General features: G+C 54.1%; 12 protein-coding genes and 4 tRNA genes. 8 read left to right on the top strand and 8 right to left on the bottom strand.

Annotated features, from left to right (window positions below; all coding sequences use genetic code 11):
- Positions 1–47: 47 nt before the first annotated feature.
- Positions 48–1,289 (bottom strand): FAD-dependent oxidoreductase, encoded by a 1,242-nt coding sequence (locus tag RZA33_RS03160; protein ID WP_317506393.1) that lies wholly within the window; start codon positions 1,287–1,289, stop codon positions 48–50.
- A gap of 321 nt (positions 1,290–1,610) precedes the next feature.
- Here RZA33_RS03160 and amt point away from each other — a divergent pair, with 321 nt between their 5' ends.
- Positions 1,611–4,991 (top strand): ammonium transporter, encoded by a 3,381-nt coding sequence (gene amt, locus RZA33_RS03155; RefSeq protein ID WP_317506392.1) that lies wholly within the window; start codon positions 1,611–1,613, stop codon positions 4,989–4,991.
- 122 nt (positions 4,992–5,113) lie between these two features.
- On the opposite strand, the gene RZA33_RS03150 is transcribed toward amt, so the two are convergent.
- The 4 genes from RZA33_RS03150 to RZA33_RS03135 all read right to left on the bottom strand — a co-directional run bounded on the left by RZA33_RS03150 (position 5,114) and on the right by RZA33_RS03135 (position 5,604).
- Positions 5,114–5,188: transfer RNA gene (locus RZA33_RS03150), tRNA-His, on the bottom strand.
- Between the two features lie 34 nt (positions 5,189–5,222).
- Positions 5,223–5,297, bottom strand: a tRNA-His gene (locus tag RZA33_RS03145).
- Positions 5,298–5,361: 64 nt separating this feature from the next.
- Positions 5,362–5,438 (bottom strand) — tRNA-Arg (locus RZA33_RS03140).
- Positions 5,439–5,527: 89 nt separating this feature from the next.
- A tRNA-Pro gene (locus RZA33_RS03135) sits at positions 5,528–5,604 on the bottom strand.
- A gap of 221 nt (positions 5,605–5,825) precedes the next feature.
- Between RZA33_RS03135 and folD the strand changes: the two genes are divergently transcribed.
- Positions 5,826–6,698, top strand: coding sequence for a bifunctional methylenetetrahydrofolate dehydrogenase/methenyltetrahydrofolate cyclohydrolase FolD (folD, locus tag RZA33_RS03130; protein WP_317506391.1), 873 nt, complete (start codon positions 5,826–5,828; stop codon positions 6,696–6,698).
- Positions 6,699–6,749: 51 nt separating this feature from the next.
- Entirely contained in the window at positions 6,750–7,457 is a 708-nt protein-coding gene (gene mtnN / locus RZA33_RS03125; RefSeq protein ID WP_317506390.1) for a 5'-methylthioadenosine/S-adenosylhomocysteine nucleosidase, read from the top strand.
- Positions 7,458–7,536: 79 nt separating this feature from the next.
- Here the strand turns inward: mtnN and pyrC are convergent, their stop codons facing one another.
- Positions 7,537–8,574: a dihydroorotase gene (gene pyrC / locus RZA33_RS03120; RefSeq protein WP_317506389.1), complete on the bottom strand. Its 1,038-nt coding sequence runs from the start codon at positions 8,572–8,574 to the stop codon at positions 7,537–7,539.
- Positions 8,575–8,715: 141 nt separating this feature from the next.
- On the opposite strand from pyrC, the gene RZA33_RS03115 reads away from it, so the two are divergent.
- The 3 genes from RZA33_RS03115 to RZA33_RS03105 are packed head-to-tail and all read left to right on the top strand — an operon-like array spanning position 8,716 to position 11,001.
- Positions 8,716–9,132, top strand: coding sequence for a hypothetical protein (locus RZA33_RS03115; RefSeq protein WP_317506388.1), 417 nt, complete (start codon positions 8,716–8,718; stop codon positions 9,130–9,132).
- Positions 9,133–9,139: 7 nt separating this feature from the next.
- Positions 9,140–10,411 carry an ATP-binding protein gene (locus tag RZA33_RS03110; protein ID WP_317506387.1) on the top strand — a complete coding sequence of 424 codons (1,272 nt, stop codon included), beginning with the start codon at positions 9,140–9,142 and terminating at the stop codon, positions 10,409–10,411.
- A 50-nt stretch (positions 10,412–10,461) separates the two neighbouring features.
- Positions 10,462–11,001: a response regulator transcription factor gene (locus RZA33_RS03105; protein WP_317506386.1), complete on the top strand. Its 540-nt coding sequence runs from the start codon at positions 10,462–10,464 to the stop codon at positions 10,999–11,001.
- Between the two features lie 6 nt (positions 11,002–11,007).
- On the opposite strand, the gene RZA33_RS03100 is transcribed toward RZA33_RS03105, so the two are convergent.
- Positions 11,008–11,781 carry a 3-hydroxybutyrate dehydrogenase gene (locus RZA33_RS03100; protein ID WP_317506385.1) on the bottom strand — a complete coding sequence of 258 codons (774 nt, stop codon included), beginning with the start codon at positions 11,779–11,781 and terminating at the stop codon, positions 11,008–11,010.
- Between the two features lie 68 nt (positions 11,782–11,849).
- Positions 11,850–12,275 carry a [NiFe]-hydrogenase assembly chaperone HybE gene (gene hybE / locus RZA33_RS03095; protein ID WP_317506384.1) on the bottom strand — a complete coding sequence of 142 codons (426 nt, stop codon included), beginning with the start codon at positions 12,273–12,275 and terminating at the stop codon, positions 11,850–11,852.
- Between the two features lie 169 nt (positions 12,276–12,444).
- Here hybE and RZA33_RS03090 point away from each other — a divergent pair, with 169 nt between their 5' ends.
- Both RZA33_RS03090 and RZA33_RS03085 read left to right on the top strand, forming a co-directional pair.
- Positions 12,445–12,708 carry a GrxA family glutaredoxin gene (locus RZA33_RS03090; RefSeq protein ID WP_317506383.1) on the top strand — a complete coding sequence of 88 codons (264 nt, stop codon included), beginning with the start codon at positions 12,445–12,447 and terminating at the stop codon, positions 12,706–12,708.
- A 148-nt stretch (positions 12,709–12,856) separates the two neighbouring features.
- On the top strand, positions 12,857–13,624 hold the full coding sequence (locus RZA33_RS03085; RefSeq protein ID WP_317506382.1) for a DUF1338 domain-containing protein: 768 nt from the start codon (positions 12,857–12,859) through the stop codon (positions 13,622–13,624).
- Positions 13,625–13,645: the final 21 nt, after the last annotated feature.

The following is a 13,645-nucleotide window of genomic DNA, read 5'->3' as shown; positions in this document are numbered from 1 at the left end:
CCAACGTCTAGTACTATCGGCTTAACCCGTCCGATCATTAATAGCGATTAGAACCGGTCAGCGCGAAACGGCACCATATCAATAGCAGTCGGCTGTCCTTCCATCATATCCGCCAACAGTTGCCCTGTCGCAGGCCCTAGGGTGAACCCCTGATGGCCATGCCCAAAGGCCAGCCATAAGCCAGGATGGCGCGGCGCTGGCCCTATCACCGGCTTCATGTCAGGCAGGCAGGGTCTCGCACCCTTCCAGGGGGCTTCATCACGACGCTCGCCTAAAGGAAACACACTGCGCGCGACTTTCTCTGCCGCGGCTAGCTGATGCACGTCGGCCGGGGCATCCAGGCGATCTAGTTCGGCCCCGGTGGTTAAACGAACGCCCGCATTCATAGGCGCCAGCAAATAGCCCACTTCAGCGTCCATGATCCAGAAATTTAGCTTGGCCGGCGCTTTAGGCGCGTAGTGCATGTGGTAGCCACGTTTTACAAAGGTAGGAAAGTGATAGCCCAGCTCTTTTAACCAGCTTCCCGCCCAGGGCCCTAGCGCCACGACGACGTCATCTACTTCTAACGCTTCAGCAGCGGCATTGACCTGCCAACGGTCACCCATTTGCTGAACCGACTGGATATCCGATTGCAAAATACGCCCGCCATCATTGCTAAACGCTTGGGCATAGGCCGCGACCAACCCGCCTGGATCAGCAACCGTCCAGGGGTCAAGCCAATGAATCGCGCCGATAATGCTATCGCTGAGCGCGGGCTCCTTTTCCTCCAAGGCGGCACGGTCCAGCTGTTGAAACTGCACGCCATAAAGATGCCGCGCCTCTTCAGCCTCGGTTAGCCGCGCGGCCAACTTTTCCGGGGTGCGGTAAAGCTCAAGCCACCCCTGCCGACGAACCAAGTGGCCTGCCCCAGCGGCCTCAATCATGGGTTCATGTGTTTTGAGTGATAGCTGAATCAGCGAGGCGTATTCCGGCACGATTTTCTGGTAGGCCTTAGGCGCGGAGTTCATCCAATAACGTAACAGTGGAGAAGCAGCCTTCAGCATGCCTCCCGTCCGGTAGCGAATGTCCACTCGGCGATTGGGCAAGACACTTAACAGCGTTTTGACATCGCGGGGGAAAGGGTAAGGCTTGACGGCCTCACGCTGAATAATCCCCGCGTTACCGAACGAGGTTTCGCGACCCGGCTGAAGGCGATCCACCAGGGTAACGTCGTGCCCACGCTGGCGCAGATGCCAGGCGATACTGACACCCACCATGCCCGCTCCCAGAACGACTATTTGACGCGCCATTTTGATGCACCCCTCTTTTCGTATGTAAAACGCTTACTGGCAGCAAACTAATAACATTAACTAATTGAAAAATATCACCAATAAAGCCGCTTATATAGAGTAGAAAACACTCTTTTTAAATTAAAAATCAGTCATTAATGTCGCTGAAATACTAAAAAGGGGTGACAACACTGCAGTCGGCATAACAATTGCTTAGTTTTCATTAGGGAACATTAGCAATGTGCTATTTATGCATAGCGCTTGGTAGAACATTAGTCACCTTACCGCTCATTTAGCACCATAAAGAAGCATTTAATGCACCAAAACCGCTAAGGAAACCCCATGCAGGCCACGCAAGTTTTGGATAATTCATTGCTCGACACGCTGTGGGTGTTATGGGCAGCCGCGCTGGTATTCATTATGCAGGCAGGTTTTCTCTGCCTGGAGGCGGGTACAACGCGTACCAAAAACGCCATCAATGTCGCTATGAAAAACGTAGCGGACTTTGCTATCGCCGTCAGTATTTTTTGGCTAGTCGGTTTTGGCATCATGTTTGGCGACTCCCACCTCGGCTTCATCGGCACAACGCTATTTGGTTGGCAGTTAGAAGCTTCCAGTAGCTGGGTAATCACCCTGTTTATTTTCCAAGCAATGTTCTGTGCCACCGCCGCTACCATTGTGTCGGGGGCGGTAGCAGAGCGCATGCCCTTTTTAGCCTATACCTGGACGGCCCTCTGGATAGCCTTGCTGATCTATCCAGTATTTGGCCATTGGGCATGGGGCGGGCTTTTGGATGGCACGCAAGGCTGGCTAGGGGCGCTTGGGTTTGTCGACTTTGCGGGCTCGACGGTGGTGCATAGCGTGGGCGGTTGGGTCGCCCTGGCCGCCGTACTCTGTATTGGACCACGTAGCGGGCGCTTCATCCATGGCAAGCCGCCCACTGCCTTCCCCTCAGGCAACCTCCCCCTGGCCATGCTTGGCGCGCTGTTTATGATTCTGGGCTGGTTTGGCTTTAATGGCGGCAGCACTCTGGCCGTGACCACGCAAATACCCAGCATAATTGCTAATACGGTGATGGGCGCCGTCGGCGGGATTCTTTCGGGAATGCTAATGGGGCTGCGTACGCGGCGCTACGCAGACGTAATGTATGCGATTAATGGCGCCATCGCGGGCTTGGTCGCCGTCACCGCCGGCGCTCATGTCATCTCCTTATCGGCAGCGTTTGGATTGGGTGCGGTTAGCGGCGTACTGATGGTGCTAACCAGCGAATGGCTGCTAAGTAAGCATATTGATGATGCGGTCAGTGCCATACCCTCGCACCTCGTCGCTGGCGTATGGGGCACGCTAGCACTGCCCTGGGTGGCCGACCTGACACTATTGGATAGCGGCTTGTCTCGGTCCGCTCAGTTTGGTATTCAGCTGATCGGCGTTGTGGTGTGCGGTGTCTGGAGCTTTGGCAGCGCCTGGCTGCTATTTCGCATCACTCGGCGCTTCCTGCCTATACGCGTCTCACCTGAGGCAGAAAAGATGGGGCTCAACTTAGCCGAACACGGCGCTAACAATGAGCTAAACGAGCTGCTTGAACATATGCGCCAACATGAACAACAGGGCGATATGCGCCAGCGAATCGAGGCTGACCCGTTTACCGAAGTGGGCGAAATAGCAGCGAGCTATAACCGCGTAACCGAAGCCCTTGAACGTGCCGTTGGACACACCCGTGTGATGTTACGCAACCTCCGCGATGGCGTGATTACCTGGCAGGCAGACGGTACCTTAACGAGTCTTAACCCCGGTGCGGAGCAGCTATTCGAAGTGGACGCCGCTCAGCTTATCGGTCAACCCATATCGCGGCTGCTGCCCAATCATCATCTCACTCCTGGTGCGCGTCACGAGATTAAACGACGCAGCGCTGACCAAGGCGTGCGCTACCTGGAAGTACAGGTCAGCGAGGGGGCCAGTGGGTCCGTTTCTGAGTGTTCGGGCATGGTGCGAGATATTACCGAACGCAAACAGCTGCAGGAACAATTGAACCGTGAGCGTGACCTTGCCAGAACGACGCTTGCCTCTATCGGCGATGGTGTGATTACCTGCGATGCGAGTGGCAACGTGACCTTTATTAACAGCGAAGCACAGCGCTTAACGGGCTGGACACTTAAAGAAGCGGTCGACAAACCGATCCATCGGGTTTATCGGTTGATTGACGAGTTCAGCAGCGAACCGCTAAGCAACCCTGCCCGGCAAGTGCTCACCCAGCTGACACCAGTGCACTCCACCGAACACTGTCTACTGGTCAAGCGCGATCACTCGCACACCCCCATCCAGCATAGCGCCTCACCGATACGCTCACGCGCCGGCATCACCCTGGGAGCAGTGGTAGTCTTTCAAGATATCAGCCTTACCCGCCACCTTGCCGAACAGCTGAGTTATCAGGTCAGCCACGACAACCTTACTGACCTGCTCAACCGACGCGCCTTCGAATCCGCGCTCAGTGCGCTACTCAGTCGAGACGATGGCCACCACGTGCTGTGCTATCTGGATCTTGATCAGTTCAAAATCGTCAATGATACCTGCGGCCATCTCGCGGGAGATGAGCTGCTACGACAATTAGCTTTAAAATTGAAAAATCATGTGCGCAGCAGCGATATCACCGCCCGCCTAGGTGGTGATGAATTCGCTTTATTACTACCTGATTGCGGTATAGAGCGAGCATTAAAGATTGCCGAAGCACTACGCTGTGATATTGAGCAGTATCGTTTTGCCTGGCAGGGGCATACCTTTGGTATCGGCGTGAGCATTGGCTTGGTTGAGCTCAACGCCGCTCAACCCATGCAGCTGAGCCAAGCGCTTCACGCCTCTGATGCAGCGTGCTATGCCGCCAAAGAGGCAGGCCGCAATCGCATCCACTGCTATCAGCCTGACGATCACTCGTTACTAGAGAAGCACGGTGAACTGCAATGGGTACAACGCTTGCAAAATGGCTTGGATAGCGACACCTTCCGCCTGTTTGCGCAACCCATTGCAGCCGTTTGTGCCGATGGCCCAGGCTACCGGGAAATTCTACTCCGCCTTGAAGAACAGGGAGAGATCATCACGCCCGGGAGCTTTCTGCCCGCCGCTGAGCGATACCACTTTATGGTACGCATCGACCGCTGGGTGATTCGTAATACATTAGCCTGGCTAGGGGATCAAAACCGCCACGCGACGCTACCGACTCATAGTTTGTGGGGGATCAATCTTTCAGGAGCGTCACTTTCCGATGCCGACTTCTGCCACGACCTCATTACGCAAGTCGCCATGGCCAACCTACCCCACGGCACGCTGTGTTTTGAAGTGACCGAAAGCACCGCCATTGCCCAGCTCTCCAGGGTCAGCGAATTAATTGTCACTCTAAAAGAGTATGGCTGCCGCTTTGCACTGGATGACTTTGGTACCGGCCTCTCCTCTTTTAGCTATCTGAAGCAGTTGCCCGTCGATTATTTGAAAATTGACGGTAGCTTTATCCGCAATGTGCATCAGGACCCGATCGACCGGGCAATGGTGGAGGCGATTCACGCCGTGGGTAAGGCACTGGCGATCGAAACCATCGCCGAGTTTGTTGAAACGCAGGCTACGCTTGAAGTGTTACGCCATATTGGGATTGATTACGCACAAGGTTATTTAATCGGCAAGCCCGAACCGCTCACCCATATGGCGGACCAGCGCATAAAAGTAATGCCGCGCTAGCGATAGAACTGAGAAACCTGAAAGTCAGACACACCAAAATCCCATTTAAGGGTATAAGCGCTAACTAAGGATATCGCTGAAACAAGAGGGAAAAGACAGAGGGGAAAATATTCTTCAGATAATGGGGTGGATGATGGGACTTGAACCCACGACCACCGGAGTCACAATCCGGGGCTCTACCACTGAGCTACACCCACCACAACCTAAAACTGGAAACGCAAATATTGTCACTGGGGTGGATGATGGGATTTGAACCCACGACCACCGGAGTCACAATCCGGGGCTCTACCCCTGAGCTACACCCACCAAAGACAATCTTACGAAATAGCTTGAAAGTATGATTCTGATAGGCAGGAACCACTGAATTAGGTGGTACGCCCAGCAGGAATCGAACCCGCAACCTACGGCTTAGAAGGCCGTTGCTCTATCCGGTTGAGCTATGGGCGCGCAAAAAGCATTCAAAAGCAAGAATACTGATAAGCACTAGGCCACAACCAAAGCTGGGAAAAGCAAACAACTACCCTTCGCGTTAGGTGTGGTCGGGATGGAGGGATTCGAACCCCCGACATCCTGCTCCCAAAGCAGGCGCGCTACCAGACTGCGCTACATCCCGATTCTATTACCCTAGACGCTACCGCTTGGTCCGTCTCAAGCGAGGCATATATTACTATTTTTAATTTTAAAGTCAACCATTAAAGTCACTGTTGGTTAAGGCGCTTTGCCTGAATGCCCTAGCGTGCGAAAATTGCGATCTTCACAGCGCGGTGAGCTAAGCGCTTAGATAGTTAATTTTCTAACGTCCACAGGTTTTAACGTCAACAGGGATTTCACTACATGACCGCCCAACTAATCGATGGCAAAGCCATCGCTGCTACCGTCCGCCAACAGGTTGCTGAAAAAGTCGCCGCACGCCGACAAGCCGGCGCAAGGGCACCGGGGCTAGCGGTGGTGGTGGTCGGGGAAGATCCCGCCTCTCACGTATATGTCAGTAATAAGCATCGCGCCTGCGAGCAGGCTGGCATTGTTTCTTTTCAACATGCGTTGCCGGCCACGACCTCACAGCATGAACTGGAAGCCCTGATCGATAAGCTCAATAATGACCCAGCTGTTGACGGCATCTTGGTGCAACTGCCACTGCCCAAACATCTAGATGCCGAGCCCATTTTAGAGCGTATTCTCCCCGATAAAGACGTCGATGGCTTTCACCCCTACAACATTGGGCGCTTAGCGCAGCGTATACCCGCACTGCGCCCCTGTACGCCTAAAGGCATTATGACGCTATTGGCGCAAAACGGTATCGCACTGCGCGGCCTGGACGCCACCGTGGTAGGGGCATCTAATATCGTCGGTAGGCCCATGACGTTAGAGCTCATGCTAGCGGGTTGTACCACTACCGTCTGTCACCGCTTTACCCGAAACCTGAAAGATCACGTTAGCCGCGCCGACATTTTAGTAGTGGCCGTCGGCAAACCTGGCATTGTTAAGGGTGAATGGATCAAACCGGGCGCGATCGTGATTGATGTAGGCATTAATCGCCAAGAAAACGGCACGTTAATCGGCGATATCGATTTTGCTGTCGCCGCCGAACGCGCCAGTTTTATCACCCCGGTGCCGGGTGGCGTTGGCCCAATGACCGTCGCGACACTGCTGGAAAACACCTTAGAAGCTGCTGAACAACACGATTTAGCCCAGCAAACGCTGAATTGAACCAGGTTTACCTATCAATTTATTTTTCCTCTCAAGATGGAGCATCGCGCAGTGAAGCGTATTGGTATTATTGGCGCAATGGCGCAAGAAGTAAGCACTTTAGTGAGCCAGTTAGACGACCCCCAGCGCTATGAGCACGCGGGCTTTGTATTTCATACGGGCACTCGCTACGGCCTTGAGGTGATCGTACTGCAATCGGGAATTGGCAAAGTCAATGCCGCTGTAGGCACCGCTATTTTATTGGAACGCCATCAGCCCGATGCCATTATCAATACCGGCTCAGCAGGTGGGTTCGCCGCCGATTTACAGATTGGCGATGTGATCATTTCCGACGAAGTCCGCCATCACGATGTGGACGCTGTGGTGTTCGGCTATGAAATAGGCCAGGTTCCAGGCATGCCTGCCGCCTACCACGCTGACACACAGCTGCGCGAGATCGCGCGTCACGCCATCGCTTCGTTAGGGGAAGTTCAAGTACGTGAAGGCTTGATCGCCACCGGCGATGCCTTTATGGCTGACCCTGCGCGGGTAGCCGCCACGCGCGCGCAATTTCCCAGCATGCTGGCCGTTGAAATGGAAGCCGCCGCAATTGCCCAGACGTGCCACCGCTACCAATGCCCTTTCGTGGTTATCCGCGCGCTGTCTGACATCCCAGGCAGCGGCGACAACCACCTCTCATTTGATGAGTTTCTGGAAGTCGCCGCCGATCACTCTTCGCGCATGGTGGATCAAATGCTAAAACAGCTGGGTAACGTTTAACCAAGCCAGCCAAAGGTTCGATGCCGTCGACGGTGAATAGGTCGATGGCATCAATGATTAGCTTTTTTTAATTGACCAGCTATCTTTTAATCGCCCAGCTCAGCGTCTCCCCCGCCAGCAGCGGAATGATCTGCTCATTCTGGCCGTAGGGGTAGCTTTCCGGCAAGCGCCATTCGCGACGCTCCAGCGTAATACGGTCAGCATTCGGCGCAAGGCCATAAAAACGTGGACCGTTTAAGCTGGCAAAGGCTTCCAGCTGATCCAAGGCATTCATTTCATCGAAAGCAGTCGCGTAAAGCTCAATCGCCGCGGGTGCGGTATAGGCACCCGCGCAGCCGCAGCTTGACTCTTTTGCGCCCTGGGAGTGGGGAGCACTATCGGTGCCTAAAAAGAACTTATGGCTACCGCTGGTGGCCGCCTTTAACAGCGCTTGGCGATGCTGCTCACGCTTCAGGATGGGCAGGCAGTAGTAGTGGGGGCGAATCCCGCCCACCAGCATCTTATTGCGGTTAAACAAAAGATGGTGGGCGGTAATGGTAGCGGCCACGTTATCTGGCGCCTGGGCAACAAACTCAGCGGCTTGCTGGGTGGTGATATGCTCACACACTACTTTCAGCGCTGGATGGCGTTTCAGCAACGGTTTCATCACTGTTTCAATAAACACCGCTTCGCGATCAAAAATATCGATCTCTGCATGGGTGACTTCACCGTGCACCAAGAGGGGCATTCCCACTTTAACCATCGTGGCAATCGTAGCGTCACAATGGGCAAGATCGGTGACCCCCGAGTCGGAGTTGGTTGTCGCTCCCGCCGGGTATAGCTTCACTGCTTTGACAATACCGCTTTGTGCGGCGCGCTCGATCTCTTCGGGGGGCGTCGTATCGGTGAGATACAGCACCATTAAGGGCTCAAAGGCACTGCCCGCTGGCAAAGCATCAAGGATACGCTGACGGTACTCTAGCGCTTGATCCGTCGTCGTCACTGGCGGTGTTAAATTGGGCATGATAATAGCACGCCCCATCTGGGCGGCGGTGTGGCCGACTACCGCTTTGAGCGCTTCATTGTCGCGCAGGTGAAGGTGCCAATCGTCAGGGCGGGTCAGTGTTACAGTGTCCACGGCGAATCCTGTGCTGAGTTAACTTATCGTGCGTCCATTATACGCCATTAGCCGGTTGGATAAATCCACCAAGCTAGCGCCCACACGCTTGTCCAAGTGTCGTATCATGGCGGCACTTTTTATATAAGGGTCCGGTTGTTTATGCAGAACGTGCGACGCTATGCAGATATCATCGCTAGCCTGGAAGGATTGATATGGTTAAGCCTTGCTTGGTCGATTTCCCTATCAGTCCATATCGGCAGTACAGAACCGACCCTCGCTAGCCTATTGGTGATCGGTGCCCTGGCGGTCTTTTGCTGGGCACATAAGCCACTACGGTATTTGCTACGCCGTTACCATATCCGCAAACGGCGTACCGATATGTGGATTCATACGCTGGCTCTACCGCTATTATTGGCGATGTTTATCCATATCATGCTCGAAGCCATGCTGGGTAGCACCTGGCTTCCACCCAAGATACTGGTATTCAATATTCTCGCCACGGCCGGGTGGACAACCTATGTCATGACACTACTTATCAAGATTGTCATTCACCGCATTAAAACTGCGAAGAAGTAAACTGATTATGCAGACCGCCCTGCCCCTTCCGCTGTCCACACCCAATCGTAACTTGGTACGCCTCACCATCGTACGCGGCATTACCTGGACGGGCTTTTTACTGGCCATTATTGTCGGCGTTGAGCTGCTTGCTTTCGACCTCCCGGTGACGGCGGTAGTAAGCGTCATTATCGCCATGGGCGTGCTTAACATCGCTACCTGGTGGCGGTTGGGGCGCCCCCGCGCGGTGACCCACCTTGAATACTTGCTTCACTTACTCGCCGACATTGCCGGGCTAACGCTGCTGTTTTACTTTTCAGGGGGATCAACAAACCCATTTATCACTTATTATTTGGTCCCGGTGACCATTGCCGCGGCAACCCTACCTTGGCGTCACGCCTGGATCATCGCGGCGTGCTCCATGGCGGGATATACCTTTTTAATGTTTTCTTACTACCCGATTCCGCAGCTCGGGCATATCAATAGCGACAACCCGCTTAGCCTCCACATCTTAGGCATGTGGCTTAATTTTGGCCTCTCTGCGGGCCTCGTCACCTTTTTTATCTATAAGATGGCTCACGCGCTGCGCAGCCGTGATCAGGCCTTATCACGCACCCGTGAAGCCGCCTTACGCAATGAGCAGGTACTTGCCGTTGCCACCCAGGCCGCGGGCACTGCCCACGAACTGGGAACACCGCTTTCCACCATGGCGGTTTTGCTTAAGGAAATGCAGGCTGACGCCCCTTCCGATTCAGGGCTGAACGAGGACATCGAGTTGCTGCGCCAGCAAGTCGATGTCTGCAAATCACGCTTGCAAAACCTTGTTTCCAATGCGGACCGTCGGCGCATGGCGGAACCTGAAGTACTCAACGCCGAAAGTTGGCTCAGCGGTGTCGTGCAGCGTTGGCTAGTACTGCGGCCGGATGTAAGCCATCAGTTCGAGGTAGCGGAGAAGCGTGGTCAGCCCTGGCTGGCAGTCGATGCGACGCTTGACCAAGCGCTGACGAATCTGCTTAACAATGCCGCCGATGCCAACCCCGAACAGGTTGCCATCCGCCTGGACTGGCAAGGCGATAGCGTTGTGATTGATATCCGTGATCATGGCCCCGGCGTCGCGATGTCGATTGCCGACCAGTTAGGCGAGACATTTATTTCCACGAAAAGCAAAGGCATGGGCATCGGCTTATTTTTAACCCATGCCACTATCAATCGCTTTGGCGGCGGCGTGAGCCTGTATAATCACCCAGAAGGCGGTACGCTGACGGAAGTAACGCTGCCTCGCTGTGCGGCGCCCCATTAGCGCTTAATACCTGGCCACCCAAGCACTCCCAGAAATGGATTGAGGACATAATGCCAACTCAAGAGCAACGCTTGCTGATCATTGATGACGATGAAATGTTTTGTCATGTACTCAATCGCGCCCTGAGTCGGCGCGGCTATGAAGTCATTGTCGCCCATGATGCCGAGCAAGCATTGACGATGGCCGCCCAGTTCTCACCGACCATGGCGACCCTTGATCTCAAGCTTGAAAATAGTTCTGGGTTAAAACTACTGCCCGAGCTACTTGCCACAGTGCCCAAGTGCCGAATTGTGGTGCTGACAGGCTACTCGAGCATTGCCACCGCGGTGGAAGCGATAAAACTCGGCGCCGCTAATTATCTGTGCAAACCCGTGGATGCGGATGATGTACTCACGGCATTTGAGCGCCAGGAAGGTGACCCAGACACCGAACTGGCTGACAATCCGCCTTCGATTAACCGCATCACCTGGGAGCATATTCAGAAAGTGCTTCAGGAGCACGACGGCAATATTTCCGCCACCGCGCGGGCATTGGGCATGCATCGCCGTACCCTGCAGCGCAAATTACAAAAACGTCCCGTGCGTCGTTAGACCTACTTAATGCGCCGTCCAACCCAGATCAATATTAAAGCTCGACCCGGTCACCGCACCGGCGGCATCAGAGGCCAGGTAGGCGACTAATTGCGCTACTTCTACAGGCTCGATCAAGCGCTTGATCGCCGCCTGTTTCAGCATAATTTTTTCAACGACTTCCTTCTCGTCCATGTTATTCAGCTTGGCCTGATCAGCAATCTGGTTATCCACTAATGGCGTTTTCACATAGGCAGGGCAAACCGCATTAGCCGTAATGCCCTGCTCGCCGCCTTCCAGCGCCGCTGTCTTGGTCAATCCAATCATGCCGTGCTTAGCACTGATATAGGCGGCTTTACCGGGAGAGGCTACCTGAGCGTGTATCGAAGCCACATTAATGATGCGCCCCCACCCCTTTGCACGCATATGCGGCCAAGCGGCTTGCGTCAGCAAGAACGGCGCCGTCAGCATCAGATCCATAATTTGCCGCCATTTCTCTTCGGGAAACGTCTCAATTGAAGCAACGTGTTGTATACCTGCATTATTGACCAGGATGTCGACGCCGCCAAAGCGCTTCACCGCATCAGCCACCGCGGCTCGGCAGGCACCAGGGTCAGTCAAATCCGCTTCAAAAAAGGCCGCACCGGCGTCTTCAGCAATGGCTTTTCCCGCCGGATTATAATCGACCGCAAGCACTTGGTGGCCTAGCTCGCAAAAATGCTTAACCACGGCAGCACCAATACCACTGCTAGTGCCGGTGACCAGCGCAACTCGCGGCGTTGTAACAGCTGGGGAGGTCATAGGTATTTCCTTTCGCTTAGTGGATGAAAATCATTGTGTGAAGTCACTTTGAGTATAGCCACGTATGACTAAGTGTTGGTTTCTTCCGCAGACTGCATTAAACGCGCCATCATTCGCTGCGCCAGCCTAGCAGCCTCCTGCAGGCTGTCTAATTCGCCTAAATCATGCAAAATGACGCGCTTATAGAGCGCATAACCGCCCGGTAGCTGCTCAAAAGATAAACGGTAGCGCCCCGAGGGTAATGCAAGCGTTAACGTATCTGCCAAAGGGTTACTAAGCTGGGTTTGGTCAGGCACCGCCACTAACCATAGCTCACAGGGGGTAATTAATGCGCCTACTAGGTATTCAACGCCGTAATGTTGAAAACATAGCGCATCCACCCCCAGGCGCGGGTTCCATTTCTCCGCTTGTTTGATGACCGGCAGGTGCACATCGCGGTATGCGTTTGCCAACTCGGCGAGAAGTGCGTATTCATCAGCGCTGAGCGTCTGCATAAAAGTCCTTGGTATTTCAGTGATAACCGGCATTAATTGTCAGCGTAGCAAGCTGCTATTGGCGTAAAGCGCTCTGCTCAGCGACAATGAGTACGAATTTAGCGCTTGGCTATATTAGCAATAACAAGCGCGATGCTACTTCCCCATTTATCGCAAAGGAGCGCCACCTATGTTTGTGGTTATTTTTGGACGCCTATCATGCCCTTTCTGTGTGCGCGCAAAGCAGCTTGCTGAGCAGTTAGAAAAATCTAATAAAATTGAGGGCTTTCGCTATGTCGATATGCCTTCTGAAGGCGTTACCAAAGAAGATATTGCCAAAACCGCTGGAAAGCCAATTCATACCGTACCGCAGGTGTTTGTTGATCAAACCCACGTGGGCGGCTTTACTGAGTTCGACCAGTTCGTACGCGAGAAGCAGCTGCTTGCCTCTTGATGTTTTCTGCTCTCCTGCTCGCTTTCTAATGGCGTGCCGATTCGATGCCGTTAATACCCGTTGAACCCTTGCTTCGCGCGTTTGCCTATACTGAGTAATTACTCGACTTAGGCTGCGCCACCACTTTTATTTGGGCAAGGAGTTCACTATGCAGCGTCAGGAGTTTGTACAGCAGCTGTGGCTTGACTATATACATACCCACCCCGACATCGGTGCACTGCGGCTATGGCCGCTCTCCGCTGAAGCCGAGTATCTCACTCTGGTCACCCTGAATTACGGCCCTTTTTCCGCTACGGCGCTTACTGGCAACTTAGCACACATGGGGTATCGCCCGGTCGGCCACTTTGCGATGGCCGATAAAGGTCTGCTGGTTCACCTGTTGGCGCCAAGCGACAGCAGTAGTTGGCTGGTGCTAGCGGAATTGCAGATGGGCACGCTTTCCAAGTCGCCTCGCGAAGCCTTAGAAGCACTCGTGCAGCAGTCACATCCTCAAGACTGCAAAGGACACAACTTACTATGCCGCGGCCGGCCTTGGCCCATGCCGTCGTGGCCGCTCTACCAACAATTGCAATACGCTCATCCACTTGCCGCCTGGCTTGCCGTGATGGGCCCTCGTTTGCATCATGCTGGCTACGATTGCAGCCAGCTGGGCGAGCCACTGACAACCTTGGACCAACAACTTAGAGACGTCGGCATGCCAAGCTTAAATGGCCAACAAAACGGCGTCTTCGCGGTTTCTTCGCTGCTTGATCATCGCTTTTACCCGACAACACCGCAAAAAATGGTGTTCGGTGAAGGAGACGAACACCGGCTATGCTTAGGCGGCTTGGCACTGGTTCAAAAACACGTAGAAGATGATCACGAGCGCGTGGCCGAGGTACTGCTACCCCACCATACCCGCTGTGTAATGGCGTAAGACCTGATTTTCATCGGCGGG

This window comes from Halovibrio sp. HP20-59 (assembly GCF_033052795.2).
Lineage (GTDB): Bacteria > Pseudomonadota > Gammaproteobacteria > Pseudomonadales > Halomonadaceae > Vreelandella.
The sequence above is the reverse complement of the archived record's forward strand: the minus strand, read 5'-3'. Positions and strand labels throughout refer to the sequence as shown.